24 protein-coding genes are annotated in these 24,675 nt (G+C 70.6%); 3 read left to right on the forward strand and 21 right to left on the reverse strand.

Features of this window, described 5'->3' with window-relative positions; all coding sequences use genetic code 11:
* Positions 1 to 8: 8 nt before the first annotated feature.
* The 14 genes from AB0M83_RS11885 to AB0M83_RS11950 all read right to left on the reverse strand — a co-directional run bounded on the left by AB0M83_RS11885 (position 9) and on the right by AB0M83_RS11950 (position 15,792).
* Positions 9 to 1,310: a glycosyl hydrolase family 8 gene (locus AB0M83_RS11885; RefSeq protein ID WP_364516021.1), complete on the reverse strand. Its 1,302-nt coding sequence runs from the start codon at positions 1,308 to 1,310 to the stop codon at positions 9 to 11.
* Positions 1,311 to 1,410: 100 nt separating this feature from the next.
* On the reverse strand, positions 1,411 to 1,908 hold the full coding sequence (locus AB0M83_RS11890; protein ID WP_364516023.1) for a 3-isopropylmalate dehydratase: 498 nt from the start codon (positions 1,906 to 1,908) through the stop codon (positions 1,411 to 1,413).
* Positions 1,905 to 3,152: an aconitase family protein gene (locus AB0M83_RS11895; protein WP_364516025.1), complete on the reverse strand. Its 1,248-nt coding sequence runs from the start codon at positions 3,150 to 3,152 to the stop codon at positions 1,905 to 1,907. The genes AB0M83_RS11890 and AB0M83_RS11895 overlap by 4 nt, the downstream gene beginning before the upstream one ends.
* Positions 3,149 to 4,429 carry an aconitase/3-isopropylmalate dehydratase large subunit family protein gene (locus AB0M83_RS11900; RefSeq protein ID WP_364516027.1) on the reverse strand — a complete coding sequence of 427 codons (1,281 nt, stop codon included), beginning with the start codon at positions 4,427 to 4,429 and terminating at the stop codon, positions 3,149 to 3,151. Before AB0M83_RS11900 ends, AB0M83_RS11895 begins: the two co-directional genes overlap by 4 nt.
* Positions 4,426 to 4,938: a 3-isopropylmalate dehydratase gene (locus tag AB0M83_RS11905; RefSeq protein ID WP_364516029.1), complete on the reverse strand. Its 513-nt coding sequence runs from the start codon at positions 4,936 to 4,938 to the stop codon at positions 4,426 to 4,428. Before AB0M83_RS11905 ends, AB0M83_RS11900 begins: the two co-directional genes overlap by 4 nt.
* Positions 4,939 to 4,980: 42 nt before the next feature.
* Positions 4,981 to 6,060 carry an ornithine cyclodeaminase family protein gene (locus tag AB0M83_RS11910; protein WP_364516031.1) on the reverse strand — a complete coding sequence of 360 codons (1,080 nt, stop codon included), beginning with the start codon at positions 6,058 to 6,060 and terminating at the stop codon, positions 4,981 to 4,983.
* Positions 6,057 to 7,100: an aminopeptidase P family N-terminal domain-containing protein gene (locus AB0M83_RS11915; protein ID WP_364516033.1), complete on the reverse strand. Its 1,044-nt coding sequence runs from the start codon at positions 7,098 to 7,100 to the stop codon at positions 6,057 to 6,059. Before AB0M83_RS11915 ends, AB0M83_RS11910 begins: the two co-directional genes overlap by 4 nt.
* Positions 7,097 to 8,269 carry a Xaa-Pro peptidase family protein gene (locus AB0M83_RS11920; RefSeq protein ID WP_364516035.1) on the reverse strand — a complete coding sequence of 391 codons (1,173 nt, stop codon included), beginning with the start codon at positions 8,267 to 8,269 and terminating at the stop codon, positions 7,097 to 7,099. Before AB0M83_RS11920 ends, AB0M83_RS11915 begins: the two co-directional genes overlap by 4 nt.
* A 22-nt stretch (positions 8,270 to 8,291) precedes the next feature.
* The gene (locus AB0M83_RS11925) at positions 8,292 to 9,680 is read right to left on the reverse strand and encodes an MFS transporter (protein WP_364516037.1); all 1,389 of its coding nucleotides are present in this window, start codon (positions 9,678 to 9,680) and stop codon (positions 8,292 to 8,294) included.
* Between the two features lie 71 nt (positions 9,681 to 9,751).
* Positions 9,752 to 10,225, reverse strand: a complete 474-nt coding sequence (locus AB0M83_RS11930) for a winged helix DNA-binding protein (protein WP_364516039.1) — start codon at positions 10,223 to 10,225, stop codon at positions 9,752 to 9,754.
* A 303-nt stretch (positions 10,226 to 10,528) separates the two neighbouring features.
* Positions 10,529 to 12,856, reverse strand: a complete 2,328-nt coding sequence (locus AB0M83_RS11935; protein ID WP_364516041.1) for a beta-L-arabinofuranosidase domain-containing protein — start codon at positions 12,854 to 12,856, stop codon at positions 10,529 to 10,531.
* A gap of 189 nt (positions 12,857 to 13,045) precedes the next feature.
* Entirely contained in the window at positions 13,046 to 14,251 is a 1,206-nt protein-coding gene (locus AB0M83_RS11940) for an oxygenase MpaB family protein (RefSeq protein ID WP_364516043.1), read from the reverse strand.
* 57 nt (positions 14,252 to 14,308) lie between these two features.
* A complete protein-coding gene (locus AB0M83_RS11945; protein ID WP_364516045.1) occupies positions 14,309 to 15,124 on the reverse strand; it encodes an ATP-binding cassette domain-containing protein in 816 nt (271 codons plus the stop codon).
* Positions 15,121 to 15,792, reverse strand: coding sequence for an FCD domain-containing protein (locus tag AB0M83_RS11950; RefSeq protein ID WP_364516047.1), 672 nt, complete (start codon positions 15,790 to 15,792; stop codon positions 15,121 to 15,123). Before AB0M83_RS11950 ends, AB0M83_RS11945 begins: the two co-directional genes overlap by 4 nt.
* Before the next feature lie 116 nt (positions 15,793 to 15,908).
* Here AB0M83_RS11950 and AB0M83_RS11955 point away from each other — a divergent pair, with 116 nt between their 5' ends.
* Complete coding sequence (locus AB0M83_RS11955) at positions 15,909 to 17,126, forward strand: MFS transporter (protein WP_364516049.1); 1,218 nt, start codon at positions 15,909 to 15,911, stop codon at positions 17,124 to 17,126.
* A gap of 24 nt (positions 17,127 to 17,150) precedes the next feature.
* Here AB0M83_RS11955 and AB0M83_RS11960 read toward each other — a convergent pair whose 3' ends face one another.
* On the reverse strand, positions 17,151 to 17,519 hold the full coding sequence (locus AB0M83_RS11960) for a MerR family transcriptional regulator (protein ID WP_364516051.1): 369 nt from the start codon (positions 17,517 to 17,519) through the stop codon (positions 17,151 to 17,153).
* A gap of 93 nt (positions 17,520 to 17,612) precedes the next feature.
* Between AB0M83_RS11960 and AB0M83_RS11965 the strand changes: the two genes are divergently transcribed.
* Both AB0M83_RS11965 and AB0M83_RS11970 read left to right on the forward strand, forming a co-directional pair.
* Complete coding sequence (locus AB0M83_RS11965; RefSeq protein WP_364516052.1) at positions 17,613 to 18,722, forward strand: NADH:flavin oxidoreductase; 1,110 nt, start codon at positions 17,613 to 17,615, stop codon at positions 18,720 to 18,722.
* A gap of 113 nt (positions 18,723 to 18,835) precedes the next feature.
* Entirely contained in the window at positions 18,836 to 19,576 is a 741-nt protein-coding gene (locus AB0M83_RS11970; RefSeq protein WP_364516054.1) for an SDR family oxidoreductase, read from the forward strand.
* A gap of 16 nt (positions 19,577 to 19,592) precedes the next feature.
* Here the strand turns inward: AB0M83_RS11970 and AB0M83_RS11975 are convergent, their stop codons facing one another.
* The 6 genes from AB0M83_RS11975 to AB0M83_RS12000 all read right to left on the reverse strand — a co-directional run bounded on the left by AB0M83_RS11975 (position 19,593) and on the right by AB0M83_RS12000 (position 24,643).
* On the reverse strand, positions 19,593 to 19,664 hold the full coding sequence (locus AB0M83_RS11975) for a hypothetical protein (protein WP_364516133.1): 72 nt from the start codon (positions 19,662 to 19,664) through the stop codon (positions 19,593 to 19,595).
* A 214-nt stretch (positions 19,665 to 19,878) separates the two neighbouring features.
* Positions 19,879 to 21,138, reverse strand: a complete 1,260-nt coding sequence (locus AB0M83_RS11980; protein WP_364516056.1) for an MFS transporter — start codon at positions 21,136 to 21,138, stop codon at positions 19,879 to 19,881.
* Between the two features lie 132 nt (positions 21,139 to 21,270).
* Entirely contained in the window at positions 21,271 to 21,969 is a 699-nt protein-coding gene (locus AB0M83_RS11985) for a type 1 glutamine amidotransferase domain-containing protein (protein WP_364516058.1), read from the reverse strand.
* Between the two features lie 86 nt (positions 21,970 to 22,055).
* Positions 22,056 to 22,643: a TetR/AcrR family transcriptional regulator gene (locus AB0M83_RS11990; protein ID WP_364516060.1), complete on the reverse strand. Its 588-nt coding sequence runs from the start codon at positions 22,641 to 22,643 to the stop codon at positions 22,056 to 22,058.
* A 43-nt stretch (positions 22,644 to 22,686) separates the two neighbouring features.
* On the reverse strand, positions 22,687 to 23,523 hold the full coding sequence (locus AB0M83_RS11995; RefSeq protein WP_364516062.1) for an alpha/beta hydrolase: 837 nt from the start codon (positions 23,521 to 23,523) through the stop codon (positions 22,687 to 22,689).
* Between the two features lie 139 nt (positions 23,524 to 23,662).
* Positions 23,663 to 24,643 (reverse strand): WYL domain-containing protein, encoded by a 981-nt coding sequence (locus AB0M83_RS12000; protein WP_364516064.1) that lies wholly within the window; start codon positions 24,641 to 24,643, stop codon positions 23,663 to 23,665.
* Positions 24,644 to 24,675: the final 32 nt, after the last annotated feature.

Below are 24,675 nucleotides of genomic sequence, written 5' to 3' on the forward strand. Positions count from 1 at the left end.
TTCCCACGTCAGTGGCGGTTGCCGTGCGGTGCCCAGATCCGGAACCGGCCGCTGTCGTAGAGCAGCCCGAGCTGGTAGAGCATGCCGTCGTAGTAACGGGCTCGCCCGGCCGGGATCGGCGTGGTCCAGAAATCGCGGACGAAGGCGTTCTTGTCCGGATTGGTGGCCGAAATCGCCGATGTCGAGTTCATCGCTACGAGCCCCTCGGCGTGCGCGGGCTCGTAGGTGTTCTGGCCGGCGGTCAACGGTGTGCCGTCGAGGTGGTACCGGCTGACGTAGGTGCTGACACCCTGTCCCTGGAAGAACCGCTCCAGCGTGTCGGAATACCGCGTCTCCCACGGCTTGACGCCGTACCAGGACGCGTCGACGTTCACGTTGGCGATGGCGCGCCACGCGTCTTCCTGGAAGTTGTGGTCGTAGGCGTTGTCGGTCACCGTCTCGTTCGGCCGCAGGTACGGCGTGCCGTCGAAGTTGGCGTAGTCCGGTGCCAGTCCCGTCGCCGGGTTCGCCGCGCTCCGCAGCAGGTTCTCACCGGCGGTGTACGCCTGGTCCCACAGGTCGCGGTCCGCCGGGTCGGCCTCCGCGAAGACCTTGTAGAAACCGGTCAGGCTGTACGAGGGGTCGGTGAAGCCGACCGCGCCCGGCGGCGAGAACGTCGGCAGGAAGGACTTGCGGTCGAACATGTCGACGCCGCCGTGGTCCGACTCGTGCCACATCGCGTGCAGGATCTGCTTCGCCTGCTGCCCGTAGGCGTAGGTCCCGGTCCGGTCGCCCCAGCGGCCCGACGCGAAGTCGAGCGCCGCGGCGATCCACTGGTCGCCGTCCGGCGCCACACCGGTGTCGATGATCTTCCCGGTCGTGTCGGTGTGCCAGGCGAAGTAGTACTGCTCCGGACCGCTCTGGAACTGCATCTTGGTCTTGGCGAAGTTCCACAGCGCGTCGAACTCCTGCTGGTGGCCGAGCTGCACCGCGATCATCATGGCGTAACCCATGCCTTCGGTGCGCACGTCCTGGTTGCCGATGTCCTCGACGTAGGCCAGGTCCGGCGCGAGCCGGTAGTACAGCGTCTGGCCGTCGTACCGGTCGGCGGCGGTGCCCGGGCTACCGTGGAAGAGCTGCTGCCAGGTGGCTTCGATCTTGGCGTCGACCTGTCTCTTCGGGTAGCCGGCCCGGGCGAACGCGTCGGGGTAGGGGCCGGCGTGCAGGTTTCCCGGCGGATCGTGTGGTGCGGCGGATGCGGTCGCGGATACGGAGGACAACAACGCAGCTGCCGAGAGAATCACGACGCCGAGTTTCGCTGTCTTGCGCATACGACACCTCCTCGTGTCAGAGCGGGAACGGTGGCCGCGAGGCCGTTGTCAACCGCGCGATCGGCGCGCGGTCGGCCTGGAGACGAATGCGGGACAGGACCTAGCGGAACACCTCCGGCCGGTCCTTCGCGAGGTTGATCAGCCCGCCGGCGTCGAGCATGGCGACGAGGAACGGGTCGGCCGCCGCGCCGCGCACCATCGTGCCCGTCGTCAGGTTGGTGAACTCACCGGTGGTGAGGTCCACCCGCACCCGGTCGCCGTCGTCCGCCAGGTCCGGATTGAGCCCGATCTCCAGTGCGGGCAGGCCGATTTCGAAGCAGTTGCGGTAGAACGTCCGCGCGAACGTCTCCGCGACCACGCAGCCGATTCCCGTCGCCTGCAACGCCTTCGTGGCGATCGCGCGGCCCGACGACTGCCCGAAGTGCTTGCCGGCGAACACGATGTCGCCGGGCCGCACCTTCTTCGGGAACTCCGGGTTGAGATCCTCCAGCACGTGCTGCACGAGCACGTCCATGGGTTCGAACACGTACTGCGTCTTCACGAGCCGGTCGGTCGGGATGTTGTCCCCGAACCGCCAGCAGCGGCCTTCGTACTTCACGCGGTCCTCCCTGCGATGACGCCCGCCACGGCCGACGCGGCGACGGTCTCCGACGACGCCAGGTACATCGACGCGTCGGGGCTGCCGTTGCGGCCGGGGAAGTTGCGGGCGTGCGTGGAGATCATCGCCTCGTCCGAGGCCAGGGCGCCCATGTTGTACGCCTGGTTCGAGCCCGTGCTCGGCGGGAACCACGTCGCCCCGGCCTCGTGCAACGCGAGCACGAGCCCGTCCCGCGCCGCCTCGGCGAACACCTCACGGCTGGAGGGCACGAGGTGGAACCGGACGTCCGGGTGCACGTGGCGCCCGGCCAGGACCTCCGCCGCCGCGCGGAAGTCCTCGAGCCGGCCGCCGCCGTGGCCGCCGAGCTCGGCGTACTGGACGGGCGTGCCCGCGACCTCCGTCACCGGCTTGACGTTGCCGACGGTCGGCGGGCAGGCGACCTGCGGGTCGACCTCGCCGACGTCGAAGCGCAGCACCTGCGCCGCCTCTTCGCCGTCGCCGCGCACCAGCAGGTCCGGCGCGTCGCCCGGCAGCGTCCGCACGAATGCTTCGGTCACCTCGTCCGGCTCGACGAAGCTGCACTTCGCCCCGAGGTCCACGCACAGCAGCGGGAACAGCCAACGGTCCCAAAAGGACAGTGCGCGCACGTACGGTCCGCCGAACTCGACGGCCCGGTAGTTCAGCTCGCCCTCGCCGATGCGGCCGACGAGCCACAGCGCGACGTCGCGGGGGGTGACGCCGGGCCTCGGCGTACCCTCGAGGTGAACGCGCGTGGTTTCCGGTACCTTGAACCACGCCTTCCCGTACGGCAGCACGGTTCCGGCGTGCGAGTCGTTGCCCAGCGCCACGGCGAGCGCACCCATCGTCCCGTGCACGGGCGTGTGGCTGTCGGAGCCGACCACGATCATGCCGGGCCTGATGTGTCCATTGCGGACGACCGCGTGGTGCAGGTTGCCGTTGCCGCAGTCGTACAGCGTCAGGCCGTGCTTGCGGGCCCATTCCCGGTTGTGCCGCAGCACGTTCGCCTGCTGCTCGGTGGGCGGGGCGAAGTGGTGGTCGAACACCAGCACGGCCCGCTCGGGCTCGGGAATGGGCGTGTTCACGCGCTTCTCGTACACCTGCGAGGTGAGGTACCCGGACAGGTCGTGCATGATCAGCCGGTCGACCTTCGCGACCACGATCTCCCCGGGGTCCACGGAATCCCGGCCGCTCGCGCGGGCGAGGATCTTCTCGACGAGGTTCACGCGACCACCGCCGTCGCCACGATCTCGCGCGGGTCGGTGATGACGCCGCGGATCGCCGAGGCCGCGGCGGTCGCCGGGCTCGAAAGGAAGATCTTCGCGTCGTAGCTGCCCATGCGGCCCTGGAAGTTGCGGTTGGCGGTGGACAGCGTGGTCTCGCCGTCGGCCATCGCGCCGCCGTTGCCCGCGCACGCGCCGCAACCCGGGTTGGTGATCATCGCGCCGGCGTCGATGAGCTTCGTCAGCACCCCGTTTTCCGCCGCCTTCGCCATGATCTTCGCCGACGCCGGGGTCACGATGAGCCGCAGGCCCGGCGCGACGCGGTGGCCGGCGAGCACGTCGGCCGCGATCACGAGGTCGTCGTACTTGGCGTTGGCGCACGAGCCGATGAACACCTGGTCGAGCTTGGTCCCGGCGACGTCGCCGACGCCGACGACGTTGTCGACCGTGTGCGGCACGGCGATCTGCGGCGCCAGGGTCGGCCCGTCGAGGTGCACGGTCGCGCGGTAGGTCGCGTCTTCGTCGGGCAGCAGGATGTCCAGCTCGTCGCGGGGCACTCCGGCCTCGTCGAGGTAGGCGAGCGTGGTGGCGTCCGGGGCCACGTAGGCGTTCTTGGCGCCCATCTCCATCGCCAGGTTGCAGAACGTCATGCGTTCCGACACGGACATGCCCGCGACGTAGGAGCCGGAGAACTCGGCCGAGTCGTAGGTGAGCCCGTCGGCACCGAGATCGCCGATGAGCTTGAGCATCACGTCCTTGGCGTACACGCCGGGGGCCAGGTCGCCGTCGATGACCACGCGGACCGACTCGGGCACCTTCACCCACAGCTTGCCGGTGACCCACGCGGCGGTGATCTCGCTGAACCCGACGCCGGTACCGAAGGCGCCCAGCGCGCCGTAGATCGTCGAGTGCGAGTCGGTGCCGATGATGAACTGGCCGGGTCGGACGAGCCCGTGCTCCATCAGGACGATGTGCGCGATGCCGCTGTTGACGTCGAAGAAGTTCTTGACGCCCATCTTCTTCGCGAACTCGCGGCACAGCGCGTGGTCGGCGGCCGTCTTCGCGTTCATGGCGGGGGAGAGGTGGTCCATCACCATCGCCACGCGGTCGACGTCGAAGAGCTTCTCGACGCCCATCTTCTCCAGCGTCCGGATGCACCGCCAGCTCGCGGTGTGGCTCATGTACAGGTCCGGGTACGCGTCGACGATCTGCCCGGGCGCGAGGTCCGCGACGCCGGACGCGCGCTCGATCGCCTTTTGCGCGAAGGTCTTGCCGGTCACTGGGTTCCTCCTGCCGCGAAGCTCGCCATCAGGTGCGGGATCAGGCCGCCGTCGGCCATGATCTCCCGCAGCACCGGCGGGTACGGGCTGAACGGGAAGGTCCGCCCGGCCATCCCGACCGTGCCCGCGTCGTAGTCGACCCACAGCTCGCCGCCGTCGGTGGCCGCTTCCGCCGCGGCGGGCGACTCGACCGCGACGAGCCCGGTGTTGATGGCGTTGCGGAAGAACACGCGGGAGAAGGAGGCCGCGACGACCGCCTTGATCCCGGCGCCGAGCAGGCAGGTGGCCGCCTGCTCCCGCGCGCTGCCGCAGCCGAAGTTGCGGCCGGCGACGATCACGTCGCTCGCCCGCAGCCGTTGTTGCGTTTCCGGCCCCAGCGGCTCGAAAGCGTGCTCGGCGAGCTCCGCCGGGTCGATGCTGACGAGGTAGCGGCCGGGGATGATGACGTCGGTGTTCACGTTTTCGCCGAAGGTGATGATCTTGCCTCCGACGCGATGTGCACTGCTCATGGTGGGTCTCCGCTCGAAGTTCCGGTGGTGTGCCGTGTCCGGTCAGGGGCTGGTCTCCTCCAGGAACCACTCGGTCGGTACGGCGTGCCCGAGGTCGCGTTCTTCGGCCAGCGCGAGAGCCCGCGCGCACACGGCCGCGAACTGCACGCCCATGCCGGTGTTGTTGGCGAACACGGTGATGTCGTCGTGGCTCGTGCGGCCGGGCGCCTCGCCGAGCAGCAGGTCGCCCAGCTCGCGGATGTCGTCCCACGCCAGCAGGCCGCGCTCGACGGGCCCGAGGATGTCGTACTGCTTGTCGTGGTGCACCTGCTCGCGCGAGAGCACGGTGATGCGGGCCGCGCGGTCGAACGTCGTGTCGTCCAGCTCGCGCCGGGTGGCCGTGCCGTCCGGCGAGGTGATGGCCGTGACGTGCGTGCCGGGGTCGAGCCACGCGCCGTCGAAGCACGGCTCCATGGCCGCGGTGGCGCACGTGACGATGTGGCAGCCCGCGACCGCGTCACGCCGCTCGTCGACGGCCACGATCTTGCGACCGGTCTTCTCGCTCCACACCTTCGCGAAGTGTTCGCGGTGCTCGGGCGTGGGGCTGTACACGCGAACCTCTTCGATGTCCGGTCGCACCATGAGCAGGCACTCGAGGTGCGCCTCGGCCTGCCAGCCGGAGCCGAACATCCCGGCGACCGTCGCGTCCGGATTGGACAGTTCGCGGATGCCGAGCGCGGAGGTGGCGCCGACGCGCATCTTCTGGATGAAGCTGTCGTGCATGATGGCGAGCGGTTCCAGGGTGGTCAGGCTGTAGAGCGTGACGAGCCCGACGTAGCGGCCGCCGGGCGCGGCCGGGATGAGCCGCCGCCGCTGCACGCCGCTCGGCAGCGTCTCGACGCCGGCGATGTCGGACGTGATCCGCAGCGCCCACACGCCGCTGGAGACGTTGCCACCTTCCTGGGACTTGAACCGGAAGCGGAAGCCGGGGTGGCGGCTGTCCTCGACCGGGAAGTAGGTGTGGTTGCGCGGCCGGTTGGCGCCCTGGCCGGACGAAAGCTCCTTGTACGCGGTCTCCAGCGCGCCGAGCGTTTCGCCGGCGGTGAGCACCTGCTCGATGTCGCCGTTGGAAAGGATCCTCACCGTTGTGCTCCTGTCAGGTGTTCGGGTTCGCCGTCGGTGACGCGAACGGTTTCGGCCACGGCCGCGGTGCCGCCGTCGGCGAAGGCGACCTCCACGGACACCGCGCCCGCTTCGCCGTCGGCCAGCACGCTTTCGGGGTTCTGCGCGCGGAATTCCCCCGCGGTGGACAGGTCCGCCTGGTTGACCCAGCGGACCTCGGTTGCCGCGCCTTCGGGCAGCTTCGCCAACGCGGGCGCGGCGGCCTCGGCGAGAGCGCCGACGGTGACGCCGGCCTTGGCCGCGCCGATCGCCTTCGCGAGGGCCTCCTTCAGGGCGTCAGGCCAGCCGCCGTCATCGAGCACGCGGCTCGAGTGCACCCAGTTCATGCGGTACTGGCCGGTGACGGCGAAGGACGTCACGCCGTCCGAGGTGGACAAGGAGATCGGGTACAGGTCGAGGAACCCGCCACCGCGCAACGCGCGTTCCACGGTTTCGACGCGGCTGCCCGCGGTGCTGCCCGCGACCGTCGCCTTCGCCGCGGCGTCGTCCAGGATCCGGCCGGCCGCGCGCAGCAGCTCGGTCTCGGCGGCCGACGGCACCAGCCGCTGCTCGCGCACCAGCCCGCCGAGGCGGCGGACCTCCCAGCCGGGCACCGCGGTGACGATCTCGTCCGCCACGTCGGCGGGCCACAGCGCGGCGTCGACCAGGCCGACGGTGCCGGTCGGCCGGTCGAGCAGGTACTTCGCGACGAGATCGGCGAAGTTCTTGCCGCTGCTGAACTCCGTGACCGTCGACGAGCGCCGCATCCAGTTCTGCACGCGCAGCGAAAGCTTGGTCATGAAGGTAACGGGGCCCTCGACGGGGATCGCCAGCACTCCCTCGTTCCAGTAGAGGCACAGGTTGGTCAGGTAGGCGAGGTCGTCCGAGCGGGACACGTCGGCGTAGACGAGGGCGACGTCGACGCCCTCGGCGGCCATGGCCCGCTGCACCGCGGCCACGCGGTCGTGCCACTCCCGGTCGGGGACCTCGGCGGGATCGAGTACGTGCAACCCTCGTTTCACGCGACGTCTCCTGTCTCGAACAGCTTGCGTTCGGTCGTGATGAGCACTTCGCAGCCGTCGGCGGTCACGCGCACCGGGTCGCCGAGCACGTGGTAGCCGGCCAGCGGCGTGTAGGTGTTGGGGTGGATGATGAACACGGAGTTCTCGGGCAGCACCGTGTGGTTGCCCTCGATGATCGGCGTCTCGTCGAGGTGCAGGCCGTGTCCGTGGCCGCGCACGCGGGTGTACTGGCTCGTGCAGTACTCGCCGTAGCCGTACTTGCGGAACACGTCGTTCTCCGCCACTGCCACCTCGTGGGCGGTGACGCCCGGTCGCACCACGGCCATGCCGGCTTCGACGGCTTCGTTGAACAGGTCGAACGACTTGCGCTGCCCGTCGTCGGCCTTGCCGACCACGGCGGAACGGCAGATCTGCAGCCAGTAACCGTCCATCTTGGGCGTCAGCTCGGTGCGCACCATGTCGCCGGGTTCGAGCAGCCGGTCGCCGGGCGGGGTCATGCCGCGGACCTCGTCGCGGCCCGACGCGATGAGCATGAAGTTGTCCTCGGCGCCCAGGTTCTTCACCCGGGCCTCGACCTCGGCGACGATCCGGTATTCCGGCAGCCCCGGTTCGAGGACGTCGACGAACGCTTCCCAGCCTGCCGCGCACACCACGGCACTGCGGCGCATCCGGGTCAGTTCCCACTCGCTCTTCACGAGCCGGGCGGTGTCGAGCAGCTTCGTCGCCGGCCCGACTTCGGCGCCCGGCGCCGCGGCGCGGATCGTTTCCATGAGCACGAGCGGCACGAGCTCGTGGAGGGCGATCCCGATGCGCCGCGGCGCCAGCTCTCGCAGGACCACGCCCAGTTCCGCCGGGTTCGCCGGGTCGAGCCGGCGGGCCTCGCCGACCCAGCCCCGGGCGGTGAACGCCGCGAGGTCCGACGGCCGGGTCGAGAAGGCGACCGGGTCACCCTCGGCCGGGAAGACGACGAGCGCGGCGCTGCCGGCCGGGGTCACGTCGGTGAAGTAGCGGATGTTCTCGCGCCGCCAGGCCGGGCCGTAGGCGAGCACGACGTCGAGGCCCTGCTCGGCCATCGCGTCGCGGATCTTGCGGTGCCGCAGCCGCAGCTCCGCGCGATCCTCGGGGGACAGGTCCGCTCCGGCGGGTGCCGGGGCGTGGTCGATCGTCATGGTTCCTCCACTGTGGACAGGATCAGGAGCGGGCCATCGCACGCGTGGCCGCCACCGGTGCCCCGGTGATCTCCTGGGTGATCTGCTCGACGGTGCGGCCGCGGGTCTCGAAGGTCGCCACCAGCGCGGCGAGCCCGGCGAGGACCGAGATGACCCCGAAGAGCAGGAAGAACAGGAACTGCGAGGTGTGCATGGCCAGGACGAACCCGGCCAGCGCCGGCATGACGAGGCCGCCGACCTTCTGCCACGCCGCGGCCCAGCCGAGCCCGGTCGCGCGGCTCGCGGTCGGGTAAAGCTCACTGGCGTAGGCGAAGAGCGTGCTGCCGGCCAGGCCGCTGCCGAAGAACGTCGCCAGCGAGCCGAGCAGGATCACCGCGCCGGCGGCGGACGTGGTGCCCCAGAGCAGGCACAGCAGTCCACTGAGGACGAACCCGGCGCCGAGCACCACGCGGCGGCCGATCCGGTTGATCAGCTGCCCGGCCAGCAGCGCGCCGACGACGCCGGCCGTGGTGATGATCGCCGTGTAGCCGAAGCTCTTGAGCAGGCCGACGCCCTGTTTTTCCAGGATCGAGGGCAGCCAGCTCGACAGCCCGTACAGGAACGCCCCGGCGCAGACCTCCATGAACCACAGGGAGATCGTGTAGCGGAGATAGCGTCGGGCGACGAGCGTGCGCACGGTGCCCCGGGTTTCGGGCGCCTCGTGGTGCTCGGCGGGTGCGCTCGTGCCGGTGCCGCGGCAGAGCGTGTCGACGATCGCCGTCCCGGCGGCGAGCCGGCCGCGGCGCAGCAGGTAGCGCACCGACTCCGGCAGCGTGGCCAGCATGACGGCGCCGACGAGCACCGGCACGGTGGCGATCGCGAACATCGCCCGCCAGCCCCACACCGGTACCACCGCGGTGCCGACCGCGGCCGCCGTCGGCAGGCCGATCAGCCAGGCGGCGGTGGCCGCGGTGACGAGCGGCCCGCGGTGACGGGACGGCACGAACTCCGCGATGTAGGGCAGGGCCACGGCGATCTCCGCGCCGAGCCCGATCCCTTGCAGCGCCCGGAAAGTGACGAGTGCACCGAAGCTGGGCGCGAACACGGCGGCCAGCGAGAACAGCGCGTAGACCATGATGGTGATGGCCAGCGGGACTTTCCGGCCGAACCGGTCGGACAAGGTGCCGGCGACGGCTGCGCCGACGAGCATGCCGGCGAACAGGACCGAGGAGAACACCCCGGCCGATGCGCTGGTGAGGTGGAACGTCTTGACGACGCCCGGCAGGACCACCCCGGTCAGGTTGATGACGAACCCGCACAGGAAGTGTCCCAAGAGGACGGTCGCGTAGATTCTGGAGTGCCGCGCGGTGAACGCCGACTCGTCGAGCCGGGCGAGCAGCGCGCGGGATGAGGCGGTGGGGGACGGGGGCATGGCGGGGCCACCTCTCTGTGGCATGGACCAGCGGTTGTGCGCTTCTGCGGACCCCCCTCGGGTCTTCCCCGCTACCGGTCGTCGAGGTTGCCCTGGACGCGGTGGTAGAGCCCGGAGAGCGCGGACAGGAGTTGTTCGCGGACCCCGGGCGTGAGGCCCGCGGTCAGCTCGGCGGTGAACTTGTCGAGCGCGCGCCGCGCGGCGTCCCGCGCCTCCACCCCTTTGGCGGTCAGCTCGAGCTGCATGGTGCGCCGGCTCTTGGCCGACGGCTGCCGGGACAGGAATCCCTGATTGACCAGCTTGTCGACGCTTTCGGACATGGTCGACGGGTTGCGGTGCGCGAGCTTGCACAGCGCGGTGAGCGACGTGTGCCCGGCCCCGACCCGCGACAGGATCCGGTACTGCCGGATGGTGAGCGGCTGATCGAGGCCGGCCAGCAGTTCCGTCTGAAGCCGGGTAAGCCGTCCACCGAGGGCGAGCAGAACCTCGCCCAGGGAGGCGTCCGGTCCCAGCTCGTCGAAGGTTTCGGTGTCGCGAGTTGTCACTTTGGTCCCCGTACGTTCCGGTACCCGAAATAACGTCGAGGCCGACTATACGTCCGCCCGGCGCTCGCTGGGAAGGGGGATTTCGCGACGAAGAAAGCCTTCCGGCCAGTGAAAGGCGGGTGGCTCAGGGGACGAACGGGATCACCGCGACACGCTGTGCGATACCGGATTCGGACGGAACCGGACGACGTCGTCCGGCTCTGCATCCATTCGCGAGGGGCCGGTCCAGGTGCCGTTCGGCGGCTGCCTCGCCGACAAGCCGATCCAGCGCGGCTTGTCGGCGGTCCTCTCGGTGAGACGGCTTCAGCCGTTGCGCACGATCCGCCAGCGGGTGGCGGCCGCGCCGTTGTCGGGGCCCTGGACGGCGAACGCGCCGGTCGCCGTCGAGGTGTTCTCGATCGTCAGCAGCTTGCCGCTGTTGACGTTGCGGATCTTCGCCGTCCCGTCGCCCTGGTCGACGACCGTCCACCGGTGGTCGGCCGTGCCGTTGTCCGACCATTGCAGGACGCGGGCGTTGTCCGCCGTCGACATGTCCAGCACGCCGAGCACCTTGCCGCTGTTGGCGTTGCGGAACCGGACGGCCGTCCCGTCCGTGATGATCTCCCAGTTGTGGTCCGCCGTGCCGCTGTCCGACCACTGCAGCGCGCGGCCGCCGTCGGCGGTGGACATGTTCTCGATGCCCAGCACCAGGCCGCTGCCCACGTTGACCAGCCGGCTCGTCGTCCCGCCGGAGCCGCCCCCGGTGTTCCAATAGACCGTGTAATTGAAGCCCTGCGCGTCATAGAAGGGCACCAGGTTGACCGACGCGCCGTTGGCCTTCGCGCTGAAGGCGAGCGCGGTGGTGCTCGTCCGCGTGACCGAGTTCGGGTCGAGGGACGGCAGCGCGCCGAGCGTGCTGCTGCCGTAGTTGCCGGCCAGGACCACGGGTCCGTAGGTGACCGCGGCGACGTTCGCGTTGTCGTTGGCCGCTTTCAGGGCGACCTTCATGGGCAGCCGGACGGTGACCGTGTCACCCGCGGCCCACGACCGTGACAACGTGGCGTAACTGCCGGGCGTGGCGGTCACGTTCTGCGCGACGCCGTTGACGCTGATGGTCGCCCCGCTCGCCCAGCCCGGGATGCGCAGGCGCATGGCCCAGGTGCCGCTCACGCTGCCGGTGACCGTCAGCGTGGTGGTGTCACTGGCCGGGTAGGACGTCGTCTGCGTGACGGTGATGCCGCGCTGGGTCCAGGTGAGCACCGAGGGCAGGAACAGGTTCACGATCAGCGTCGTGTCGCTGTAGAAGTAGATCGAGTCCGCCAGCTTCGTCTGGGTTTCCAGCCCGCTGCCCTGGCAGCACCAGAACGAGTTGTAGTCGGTGCTCCACGTGCCGCCGCCCCACGCCGGGCCGAGGCCGCGCCGGCCGCCCGGGTTGAGGGAGCTGAAGTAGGTGACGTGGCCGTGGCTGTCGGCCGGGTTCTGCTGGCCGATCATCTGGTTGAGCAGCGCCCGCTCGTAGTAGTCGGCCAGGTCGGCGCGATCCGGGTAGAGCGTGAACAGCTCCCGGGTCAGCTTGAGCATGTTGTAGGTGTTGCAGCTCTCGCACGTGTCCTGGTTGAGGTACCCGGCGATGGCGTTGGGCGCGCGGAAGTGCTCGGCCTGGCTGTTGCCGCCGATGGCGTAGGTGTGCGCGCCGACGGTGATGTTCCACGCGTTCGTCGCGATGTCGCGGTAGCGCGTGGTGCCGGTCGCCTTGTACTCCCGCGCGGCGCCGATCCACTTCGGAATCTGGGTGTTGGCGTGCAACCCGTTGAGCTGATCCCGGTTCGCTGCCAGCGGGTCGAAGACGGCGGCGTGGTCGAACCGCTGCGCAACGGTCAGCCACCGGGCGTCGCCGGTGTACTGGTAGAGGTCGGTCAGCACCGCGTTCATGCCGCCGAACTCCGTGCCCAGCACGGATTGCTGCTGCGCGTAGCTGAGCCTGCCGGTACGCCGGTCGACCCACGCCGCCAGGTTCAGCAGCACGTCCCGGGCCTGGGTGCTGTCGACGTACCGCCAGACGTCGAGCAGGCCCGCCATCGTCTTGTGGATGCAGTAGTACGGCACGTTGCCGTTGGTCAGGCGCCCGGCCTCGAGGTTGTCGAAGTCCGACTCGGGGAAACCGGACAGGTACCCGGCGGTGAACCCGGCGGCGCCGTTGTTGGCCTGGCACTTGGCCAGTTCGGCGACCATGGAGGTGGCCTTGTCCCGGCACGTCGTGTCGCCGGTGACCGCCCACAGCTGTGCCCACGCCGTGAGGAAATGCCCCTGCACGTGGCTGCGGAACGGGAAGTTCGGCGCGTCCCAGCCGCCGTTGGTGGCGGCGCCGCCGGTGGACAGCCGGTGGTTGGCCCGGAAGTTGTAGAGCAGCCGGCCGACGTCGACGAACCGCAGGTAGTTCTGCGTCCGGTTCTGGTTGTCCAGCCACCGGCTCGCCGTCAGCCGCACCTGGCCGAGCTCGAACGGGAACGCGGACACGCCGACCTCCGATCGGACCGGTCCGGTGGCGGCGCCGGCGGCCGGCGCCCACCCGAAGGCGGATCCCGTCGCGGAAACGAGGGCACCGGCGCCGGCGGCTTGCAGCAACCGCCGCCGGGTGAAGGATGAGGTCACCGGGTTCTCCGTTCGTCCAGCGTGGGAACGGAGGAGAACGTTAGCGCTAACATTCGAGTCTGTCACGTACTTCGTGGCCGGCTTGTGCGCGTGAGGGCCAACGACTACCGGCTCGTTGGCTGTTCAGGCACGGTGACCACGGCAGGACAGGTCGGCGGCGGCGGATGAAACTTACTCCGGCGAAGGCGATCAGCGCGGACGTCCACCGGGCGGCGTCGACTCGGCGGGGGACGGTGCGGGTTGACCGGGTGCCGCGGGGCAGACGCCGGCGGCGAGCCACTTCTCGCGCAGGCCGGCCGGGATGGTCAGCGCGGTCGGCTGCCCGTTGGTGAGCGTGCGGACGCTCCCGCCCAGCAGCAGACTGCCCGCCTTGTCGAGAACCGCCGTGGCCAGCCGGCTGCGGTCCTCCGCTCGTTCCAGCACCCGCATCAAGCGCGCGCCCGCGCCGACCGCCCGGCTCCAGCCCCGTGCGCGCGGCACCTCGAGCCAGTCGGCGACCTGCGGGGTGACGACCTGGCGCACGACCGCGGCGGCCACGCCGTCGAACGCCTTGCCGGGAATCATGTCCTCGTACAGGTCGAGGAGGTTGCGGGTGAGCTCGATCCCTTCGTCCGACGGCCCGTAGGTCGCTTCGACGAGTTCGGCGTTCAGCGTCTGCGCCTCGGCGAGCGTCTCGGGCATCGCGCCGGCCGGGATGCCGAGCATCGCGCCAGTCACGCGCCAGACGTAGTAGTAGTCCTCGGCTTCGCGCTCGGTCACGGAAATCCCGATCCGGCGCATGCCGTCGATGACCTGGACCGAGAAGATGAGCAGCGCACCGAGCATGTCCTGCTGGCACAGCGGAACCCCGTGGGCGGCGACGTCCCATTCGCCGGAGTGGGTGATGAAGTACCGCACGGCGGCGTGGATGAGCCGGGTCTTCTGGATCGTGGGCACGAACCCGCCGCCGGAGCCGAACGGGGCGGGCCCCATCATGTTCAGCACGAACTGCGAGGTTTCCGACAGCCGGCGGTGCGGCTGGTTGAGCCGGTGGGTCAGCGACAGCACGCGCGATGGCCGCGGCTGGGCGTAGCAGTTCACCATCGCCCCGAACGAGAGCACCGACGCGACGTGCACGCCGTCGTCGACGAAGAACTCGTACGCGCTCGCGACCCGGTCGAGATCGGCCCAGCCCGGCGGATCGTCGGTCGCGACCAGGTAGCGGCGCACCGAATCCGGCAAGGTGTCGGGAATGGGCTGGTCGTTTTCCCGGAAGTGCGCCAGGACTTCGTTGACCGCGGCCGTCGTCCCGCTGGAGACCAGGTCGGCGACCACGGCGTCGGCGAGTGGGTCGCCCAGGAACTTCAGCTCTTCGAGCGGGATCGGTCTCGGTGTCCCGTGGTGGATCTCTGTCACCGACTTAGTTTCGGTCGAGAACAAACCGGGGGTCAGCGCTATTCAGGCATAACCGGTTCACGAACCGGTGACAGCGCCGATCACGGCGCGTGCGCTCCATCGTCCGTCCTGCTGCCGGACCTCGATGGGGTGCGCGAAAGCCGTTGTGACGTTCTCGGAGGTCAGCACCCGATCCGCCGGGCCGGCTTCGACGAGCCTCCCGTCGTTCAGCAACGCCGCGTGCGTGGTGCTCGAGGGCAGCTCCTCGAGGTGGTGGGTGACCATGATGGACGCCAGCCGGGGGAGTGCGTGTTGCAGCGTGTCGATGGTCTGCAGCAGTTGTTCGCGCGCGGCGACGTCGAGCCCGGTGGCGGGTTCGTCGAGCAGGAGCAGCCGCGGTTCGCAGATGAGTGCGCGGGCGATGAGCGCCCGCCCGCGCTCACCTTGGGAGAGCGTGGGCCATGCGTCCTCGCTCCGGCCGGCGAGGCCGAGCCGGCCGACGAGCTCGTCGGCCCGGCGGCGCTGCGAGGTGGTCGGCTTCCAGCGGGGTGGGGTGTCGATCGACCCGGTCAGCCCGGTCAGCACCACGTCGCGGACGGTCAGCGGCGAGGTGAGCGGGTGGCGCGGGTTGACGTGCCCGATGGAGCGGCGCAGGTGCTGCAGTTCGACGCGGCCGAGCCGGCTGCCGAGGATGTGGACGGCTCCGGAGGTGGGGTGCGCGACGGCGCCGCACAGCGCGAGGAGGGTGCTCTTGCCGGCTCCGTTGGGGCCGAGCAGGGCCCAGTGCTCCCCGGCGCCGACGGTGAAGCTGATGGATTCGAGGATCGTCCGCCCGCTCCGCCGGAACGCGACGTCGACCAGGTCGAGGACGGGGCTGGTGGTGCTCGGGGTCATGCCAGGGCTGCTTTCAGGGCGGAGAGGTGAGTTCGGCTCGTCTCGGCCGCCTCGCGGGGCTGCCGGTCGGCGATGGCCTGCACGAGCGCCGCGTGCGCCGCGTGGTCGGCCTCCGGTGCGGCGATCGGCTTGAGCTTGAGCATGTCGATCATCGCCGTGCGCACCCGGGGCACGAATCCGTCGAAGAGTTCGAGCAGCACGTCGTTGCGGGCGGCGGCCACGACCGCCCGGTGCAGGACCATGTCGGCGTCGATGTGCTCTTCAGGGGTCTGCCCGGCCACGACACGCTGAGCCAGCGCTCGGCGCAGGGCGCGGACGTCGGCGGCGGTGCGGCGCTGCGCGGCGAGCGCGGCGGCTTCGGCTTCGATCGCCACGCGGGCTTCGATGACCGACACGATCGATGCTCGCCGCAGCTTCGACTCCCAGTCTTCGACGACGTCGACGGCGGTGACGAAGACCCCGGCGCCTTGCCGGGGATCGAGGACTCCCTTGCCGGCGAGCTCGCGGATCGCCTCGCGCACGGTGGATCGTCCCACTCCGAGCTGCACCGCGAGGGTGGTCTCGCCGGGGAGCTTGTGGCCCAGTGGCCACTCACCGTCCTTGATCCGCGAGAGCAGGACTTCGGCGGCCTGGGCGGCGAGGGGATGCCGCTGGACGGTTGACGCCATCGACGACTCCTCCAGTTGTCTGAGGTCTACTGGAACCCTACCCGATGGCAGATCCGGCCGGAGACCGCGGTTTTGCGGTTGACACCTCTACTTGTCTGAGGAGTACGGTTCGGCGCATGGGAAAGATCATGCTGCGAGACACGGCTGCGGTGAGCGTGCCGACGAGGACGATCCGGCGGTCTCGCGGGAAATTCTGGTCGCTGGTGAGCACGCACACCATGAACGACTTCCAGACCGGCGCCGTCGCGGCCCTGCTGCCGTACCTCGTGTCCGAGCGGCATTACGACTACGCGGCCGCGGCCGGCATCACGCTGGCCGCCACCTCGCTGTCGAGTGTCAGCCAGCCGCTGTTCGGCTACCTGTGCGACCGGTTCTCCCTGCGGCCCCTGGTGCTGATCGGGCTCTTCGTCGCCGCGGCCGGGATGGCGGCCGCGGGGCTGACTTCGGGGAGCTACTGGCTGACCTGGCTGGTGGTGGCCTTGTCCGGCATCGGCGTCGCCGCGTACCACCCGCCGGCCACGATGGCGGCCAGGGAGGCCGGCGGCGGGACGAACCGGTCGATGAGCATCTTCTCCGTCGGCGGCAACGTCGGCGTCGCGCTGGCGCCGCCGGCCGTCGGCCTCACCGTCGGGCTCGCCGGCCTGAACGCGACGCCGCTGCTGCTGATCCCCACGATCGCCGTCGCCGCGATCTACCTGCTGACGCACGCCGCCCGCAGATCCCCGGCCGACGGTGTCCCGGCGTCGACGCACGCCGAGCGGACCGCCGCGGCCCCGGCGGCGCGCGACGCCTGGGGTCCTTTCGCGTGGCTGATGGTCATCGTCTCGTTCTGGTCCATCGCCTACGTCGGCACCACCTCGTTCGTGGCGCTCCACTCCATCCAGGAGTTCGGCGTCTCCACCACGACGGCATCCGTCGCCTTGACCGTGTTCCCCGCCGCCGGCGCCGTGGGCACGCTGACCGGCGGGGTGCTGGCCGACAAGTACGGCCGGCGGACGATCATGCGGATCGGCTACCTCCTGGCCGCCCTCGGCGCCGCCGCGATCGCCGGCGCGCCGAACGTGGTCGTGGTCATCGTCGCCGCGGGCGTCCTGGGCTGGGCGTTGTTCCTGCCGTTCGCCCTGCACGTGACGCTGTCGCACGCCTACCTGCCGCGTCACATCGGGACGGCCAGCGGAATCACGCTGGGGCTGTCCACGACCCTCGGCGGGCTCTTCACCCCGGTGCTGGGGGCGGTGGCCGACCACACCGGCGTCTCGGTCGTGTTCGTGATCATCGCCGCGGCGCTCGGGCTGGGGCTGGGGTGCTCGTTGTTCGTCCGGGAACGCAGCTGATCGGCGTGGGCGGCCTGGTGGTGCTCAGTCCGGGCGGGAATCGTGGGAGCACGCGCCCGACGACGCGATCGCGATGACGTCGTCGAGCTGCTTCCGGGTGCCCGCCAGCTCGGCCAGCCGGCGGTCGATGCGGTCGCGCTCGGCCACGAGGACGGCGAGCGCTTCCGGAGTCGCCTCACGCGATTCCACGCAGGGCAGGATCGTGAGGATCGTCTTGCTGGACAGGCCCGCGGCGTAGAACTGCTGGATCAGCCAGACCACCTCCACCCCACGCTCCGAGTAGTGGCGGTGGCCGCCGGCGCTGCGCTCCGGGACGAGCATTCCCTGCTCTTCGTAGTACCGCAGCGCCCGCACGCTCACGCCGGTCTTCTCCGCGAGTTCCCCGATCCGCATGGCCACTCCCGACGTGATCTACCGCACTCGACGTTGAAACTCACGTCCACGTGAGATTTTAGCGTAGCAGGGAACTCACCCGAAGGAGATCCCGTGACGACCCGCGCTTCCCACGTCCTGTCCCGCCCGCTCACCCTCGGCGGACTCACCGTTCCCAACCGGATCGCCATGGCGCCGATGACCCGCGGGCAGTCGCCCGACGGCGTGCCCACCGAGCAGGTTGCCGCCTACTACGCCCGCCGGGCGGCCGGCGGTACCGGCCTGATCATCACCGAAGGCACCTACGTCGGGCACCCGTCGTCCGGCGAGCACGACCAGGTGTCGCGCCTGTACGGCGACGCGCCGCTGGCCGGCTGGTCCCGGGTGGTCGAGGCCGTCCACGCCGCCGGCGGCGTGATCTTCCCGCAGCTCCAGCACGTCGGCATGACCCGCAAGGCCGGGACGGCGCCCCACCCGGGCGCGCCCGCCATCGGCCCCTCGGGTGTGCCGGTGTCCGCGGACGGCAGCGCCGGCGAGCCGGGCCGGACGATGTCGCAGGCCGACATCGACGCCGTCGTCCGGGCGTTCGCCGACGCCGCGGCCACCGCCGAACGCCTCGGCTTCGACGGCGTCGAGGTGCACGGCGCCCACGGCTACCTCGTCGACCAGTTCCTCTGGCCGGCCACCAACCGCCGGACCGACGCCTACGGCGGCGGCTTGCGCGCCCGCAGCCGGTTCGCCGCCGAAGTCGTCGCCGAGATCCGCCGGGCGGTGAGCCCCGGCTTCCCGGTCGTCGTGCGGCTGTCCCAGTGGAAGATGAACGACTACGCGGCCCGGCTCGCGGACACGCCGGAAGAGTTCGGCGTCATCCTGGGTGCCCTCGCCGACGCGGGCGCCGACGCCTTCCACGCCTCCACCCGCCGCTTCTGGGAGCCCGCCTTCGACGGCTCGGACCTGAACCTCGCGGGCTGGGCCAAGAAACTGTCCGGCAAGCCCGCCATCACCGTCGGCTCGATCGGGCTCGACACCGAGTTCACCGCCCGCGGATCGGCCGCCGCCACCGGGATCGACGGCGTCCTGGAGCGCCTGGAAGCCGACGAGTTCGACCTGATCGCCGTCGGCCGCCCCCTGCTCGCCGACCCGGCGTGGGCCGCCAAGATCGTCGAGGGGCGCGAGGACGAGATCACGCCGTTCACCCCGGCGGCGCTGGCCGTGCTGCGGTAGGGAGCCGGCCCTCCCGTCCGTTGTGTCCAGGCAGGGAGTTCGCGCAACCGGACATGTGTCCGGTAAGGTGGGCGGCGTACCGGACATCTGTCCATTTCAGTGAGGGGATCGTCATGACCATCCACGGCAAGGTCGTCGCCATCACGGGCGCCAGCAGCGGAATCGGGGAAGCGACAGCTCGCCACCTCGCCTCGCTCGGTGCGGCCGTCGTCCTCGGCGCCCGCCGCACCGAGCGGCTGGACCGGCTGGTCGCCGAAATCGAAGCCGACGGCGGTCAGGCGGCCGCCACGCGCGTGGACGTCACCGTTCCCGGCGATCTCCAGTCGCTCGTCACCCTCGCCGTCGAGCGCTTCGGCCGCCTGGACGTCTTGGTGGGCAACGCCGGGGTCAGCAGGATCAGCTCGATCGCGGACCTGGACGTCGAGGGGTGGTCGGCGATGGTCGACGTGAACGTCAAGGGAATCCTGCACGGGATCGCCGCGGCCCTGCCGGTGTTCCGCCGGCAGGGCCGCGGTCACCTCGTCACCGTCGTCTCGACCTCCGGGCTGAAGATCGTTCCCACCCAGGCGGTGTACGCCGGGACGAAGAACGCGGTGCGCACCCTGCTGGAGGGCCTGCGGCAGGAGAGCACCGACGGGGTCCTGCGGACGACGTCGATCTCGCCGGGCTATGTCCGCACGGAGCTGATCGACCACGCGGTCGACGATCCGGCCGTGCGCGAGCAGGCCAGGCAGAACATGGCTGAGCTCGGTATCGACGCCACGGCGGTGGCCCGGGCGATCGCCTTCGCGATCGACCAGCCCGAGGACGTCGAAATCGGCGACCTGACCATCCGGCCGGCTCGCCAAGGCTGAGGGGTCCCTTCGGCCGTTATGGACAGTGGACGCCCATCTGTGCGGCGGCGATGACCAACTCGGTTTTGCCGGCCCAGCGGAGGTAGATCGCCGCCTTGCCGGTTCCGGCGCGCCGGCTTCACTGGCAACGCCGGGGCTGCGGGCCGTCAACTTCCACCGCAGCCACGACGGGCACCGTCTGATCAACTTCGGGACGTGGTCCACCTTCGACCAGTTCCACGTTGTGCACGACCAGCCCGGCTTCACGACGGGCAAGAAGTACTGGGACGGGCTCGCGACATTCGAGAACGACTACTTCGACGTCATCGACGTGGTGAGCGGCCGGTCCGAAGTGCGGGCGGCCGGCTGACTTTCCGTGGCCAGACAAGGAAGGTCGTCGCCAAAGCCGCCATCGCGAGCACGGATCCCGCGACGAGCACGGGGACCGGACTCGCCAGGCTGCTCAGTGCCTGCACGAGCACCGGGAAAGCGAACCCGGCGTAGGCGAGGCTGTAGAAGACGGCGTTCGCGGTGGCGGCGTGCTGTGGAGGGGCCAGCGATTCCACCAGCCGCAGTCCGCTGACCAGGAGGATGCCGTAAGCCGAGCCGAGGACGACGGCCGCGGCCACCAGCAGGACCAGGGAACCGGTGCCCGCGGTGAGCGCCGCGAGCAGCATGCCGGCGATCGCGGCCGTCATGCCCGTCCGGAAGGGTGCTGCGGGGGAGCGTCTCGCGAGCCGGCCCGCCCATGGCTGCACCGCGATGCCGGTGCCCAGCGTGATCGCGGCGACGATGCCGCTTCCGACGGCGCCGAGGTGGCTCAGGGGCACCAATGCGGGCAGCACCGTGAAGGACACCGTGGCGGCTCCGAAGATCCAGGGTGCGGTGGGCAGAACGGCGGCCAGGAACGCCCGGCCGGTCAGGTAGCTCCCCGGCCGGTCGTCCGCTGCGGTGTGGCTGGTGGCCGGTCCGGTGTGCCGCCGTCCCGTCTCGGGGGCCCCGGACACGAGGGGTAGCACCAGCGCCACGAGCGCGATGTGGACGAGGTAAGACGTGGTCTGGGGCAACGGAAGCCACTGGACGATGGCCCCGGACAGGAGGGGCCCGGCCGCGAACCCGGCGGTCAGCGCCACCGCCGCGCGTCGTGCTCCGCCGGATCGCGTCGGCGTGGTGCCGGAGAGTTCCTTGATCCACGCCGTTCCCGGCCCGAAGGCCGCGCCGGCACTGATCCCGATGAGGATCCGCCCGAACAGGATCGTGCCGAACGCGCCGCCCGAGAAGGCCAGCACCGTCGAGCCGAGCGCCGAAAGCAGCAGTGCGGCGAGGAGTGCCCGCCGCCGGCCGAACCGGTCCGAGACCCGTGCCGCGATCACCAGGGCCGGGACGAGACCCAGGGCGTAGGCCCCGAACAGGCCGTCGGCCCGGGTCCCGCTCAGGTGGGCGTAGGCGTGCAGCACGGAGGCGAACATGTTCGCTCCCCATCCGACGACGAAGACCGCGGCGGCGGGCCGGATCCACGCGGTCCGGCCGGTTGTCCGCGCCGGCACCGGGGCGGCGGTGTTTGTGCTGGCTGGTAAGGGCATCGGTTCTCAGTCCCTGTGCGGACCCGGCCGGTACCGGGTCGTCGGTCAGTTCGTCCGGCTGGGCCCGCCGGGCCGGGGCCGGGTGGGCCGCCGGCCCGGCAGGGGCGTCGAGTTGCTCGCGCGGCGTAGCGCTCACGCGCCGTTCTTGGCGACCTTCGCGACGAGGTCGATGAGTGCGTCCGCGGCCGGGCCGGAGGAGGCGGGATTCTGCCCCGTGATCAGCAGGCCGTCCCGCAGGACGTACGGCGCCCAGTCGTCACCCTTGGCGTAGTCGCCGCCCAGCCGCACGAGCTCGTCCTCGACGAGGAAAGGGACGACGTCGGTGAGCTGGACTCCCGCTTCCTCGCTGTTGGTGAACCCGGTGACCTTCTTGCCGTGCACCAGCGGCGTGCCGTCCGCGTTCTCCGCGTGCCGCAGGACACCGGGAGCGTGGCAGACCAGCGCGAGCGGCTTGCCGGCGCGCAGGGTGGTCTCGATCAGCCGGACGGAGGTGGTGTCCTCGGCCAGGTCCCACAGGGGGCCGTGACCGCCGGGGTAGAAGACGGTGTCGAAGTCGTCGGCGGAGACGGAGTCGAGGCGCACGGTGTGGGCGAGCGCGTCCATGGCCTCGGGGTCGGCTTCGAAGCGGCGGGTCTCGTCGGTCTGGCTGGCCGGCTCGTTGCTCTTGGGGTCCAGCGGCGGCCGGCCACCCTTCGGCGAGGCGAGCACGATGTCGAAGCCGGCGTCCCGGAAGCGGTAGTAAGGGGCGGCCAGCTCCTCGAGCCAGAAGCCGGTCTTCCGGCCGGTGTCGCCGAGCTCGTCGTGCGAGGTGAGGACGAGGAGAACCTTCATGAGTACTGCTCCTTCGCATGGTGCCGGTCAAGTAGACCGGTCGTCTCTATTGGGTGAACAGAACGTACGGCGGCTGAACGGGATTGCTACAGGTGCAGGAGCCGGCGGGTGACCGTCGTGGTGGTGTCCAGGGGGCCGATGTCCCGGTGGATCTTGGCCATGACGCTGGCGCCGAGCCACATGTCGTACAGGACCTGCGCGGTGGTGCGGGCGTCCTCGTCGACCGCGAGCGAGCCCTCCGCCACGCCGGCGGCGATCACCCGCTCGAGGCGGTCGACGATGGCGGTGGTGCCTTCCTTCAGGGCGAGCCGCATCGACTCCGACAGGTCGGCGACCTCCGCCCCGAGCTTGACGGCCAGGCACTTGCCCTGGCACTCGTCGACGCTCTGCGTCTCGCGCCAGCTCTGCCAGTAGTTCATCAGCCGCTGCGCCGCGGTCGGGCCCGGCTCGCCGAGGATGCGGTCCATGTCCGCGAGGTAGTCGGCGAAGTACGACCGCATCATCGCCTCGCCGAAGGCGTCCTTGGAGGTGAAGTAGTGGTAGAAGGACCCCTTGGGCACTCCGGCCTCGGACAGGACCTCGTTGATGCCCACCGCGGCGAACCCCTTGTGGGACATGATGCGCTGAGCCGCGTCGAGGATGCTGCGGCGAGTGTCGCCCTGGGTGACTGGCATGGGTTCCATCCTAGCTTCCACTAGACCGGTCGTCTAGAAGGGGTCAGCGGCCGAGGAAGTCCAGCAGGATCTCGTTGACCTCGGCGGTGTGGGTGGTGATGAGCCCGTGCGGCGCACCGTCGATCTCGACGTACTGCGCGGTGGGCAGCGCCTTGGCGAAGCGGCGTCCGGTGGCGTCGATGGGCAGGGTGCGGTCGGCGGTCCCGTGGACGATCAGCGCCGGGACGTCGATGCGGGGGATGTCGGCGCGGAAGTCGGTGGGCCAGGTCAGGGGAGCGGCCGCCGAGGCGATCGCACCGGCGCCGGTCGCCACGTTCCAGGCGTTGCGCACCGCTTCCTCGCTCACCCGGGTGCCGAGGTTCTCGTCGAGGTTGTAGAAGTCGTTGTAGAACCCGGTGAAGAAGGCGTAGCGATCCTTCTTGACGGTGTCGGAGACGCCCTGGAAGAAGGCGGCGGGAGCGGCGCCGTCGGGGTTGTCGTCGGTGACGAGCAGGAAGGGTTCCAGCGAGGCCAGGAAGACGGCCTTGGCCACGCGGGCCGAACCGTAGGTGGAGAGGTAGCGGGCGACTTCGCCGGTGCCCATGGAGAAGCCGACCAGGACCGCGTCGTGCAGGTCGAGGGTCTCCATGAGGGTGTTCAGGTCGGAAGCGAAGGTGTCGTAGTCGTACCCGGTCGCGGGCTGGCTGGACTTGCCGAAGCCGCGCCGGTCGTAGGTGATGACCCGGTTGCCGGCCGCCAGCAGGGCCGGCACCTGGCCTTCCCAGGAGTTGCCGTCCAGCGGATAGCCGTGGATCAGCACGACCGGCCGGCCCTCGCCCTTGTCCTCGTAGTGCAGTTCGATGTCGGTGCTGTTCTCCGTGCCGACCTTGATGCTTCCCATGACGCTTGACCCTTCGAGGAGCGGCGGGGGACTCGGCGTGTGCCGCGTCCCGACGAGAAGGACTATACGACCGGTCTACTCCGGCGTCAACTGCCGCCCCATGCGCCAGTGGCAGGGGAGGTGGTGCCGGACGATCGCCCTAGCCGGCCTCCGCGGCGCGTCCGGCTCGACGGGACAGCTCCGCGAACGCCGTGCGCAGCTCCGGCGGGCCGATCACCTCGATCTCGGTGTCGAAGCGGGCCACCGTCGCGGCGAGGGCGGCCCAGGACCAGGACCCCGTCGTCAGCCTGGTCCGGGCGTCGCCGAGGTGCTCGACGACGCCGTCGCCGGCGAACGGGGCCACCTCCGCCAGGGGCAGGCCGAGGATCACTTCGCCGCGGCACGGCCAGGCGTCGGTGCTTTCGGAGCCCTTGAACCGGGCCGACAGGAACGTGGCCACGTCGCCGCCCGGCACTTCCCGGGGCACGAACCGGGGGCCGTTGGGGATCCGAGGTGTCATCCGGTCGGCGCGGAAGGTCCGCCAGCCGCCGCGGTCGGGGTCCCAGCCGACGACGTACCAGCGGCCGGCCCGCACCACCAGGTGCTGCGGCTGCACCCGGCGCGGCTCGGCGTCCTCGGGCCGGTCCGGCGAGCGGTAGCCGAACCGCACCTCCTCGTTCGCGCGCACCGCGGCACTGAGCGTGAGCAGGATCCCGGTGTCGATCTGCGGGTCGCTGCCGCGCCCGGCCACCCCGATCTCGAGGGCGTCGACCCGCTGCCGCAACCGCGACGGCAGCACCTGCCGCACCGTGGCCAGCGCCCGGAGGGCCGCCTCCTCGATGCCCGCGCCCGTCCCGGCGGCGATCCGCAGTGCCACGGCCAGCGCGACCGCCTGCTCCTCGTCGAACAGCAGCGGCGGCATTCGGCTGCCTGCTTCGAGCCGGTAGCCGCCGTCGGGCCCTTTGACCGCCTGGACCGGGTAATCCAGCTCGCGCAGCCGGTCGACGTCGCGGCGCACGGTCCGCTCGCTGACGCCGAGCCGCTCGGCGAGCAGGCCGCCCGGCCAGTCCCGCCGGGCCTGCAGCATGGACAACAGCGACAACAACCGGCTGGAGGTCGTCGTCGAGGAGGCAACCGGCATGGCTTCGACCATGCCACAAGTAGCGGACGTTC

The organism is Amycolatopsis sp. NPDC051106 (genome assembly GCF_040682775.1).
Classification (GTDB): Bacteria; Actinomycetota; Actinomycetes; order Mycobacteriales; family Pseudonocardiaceae; genus Amycolatopsis.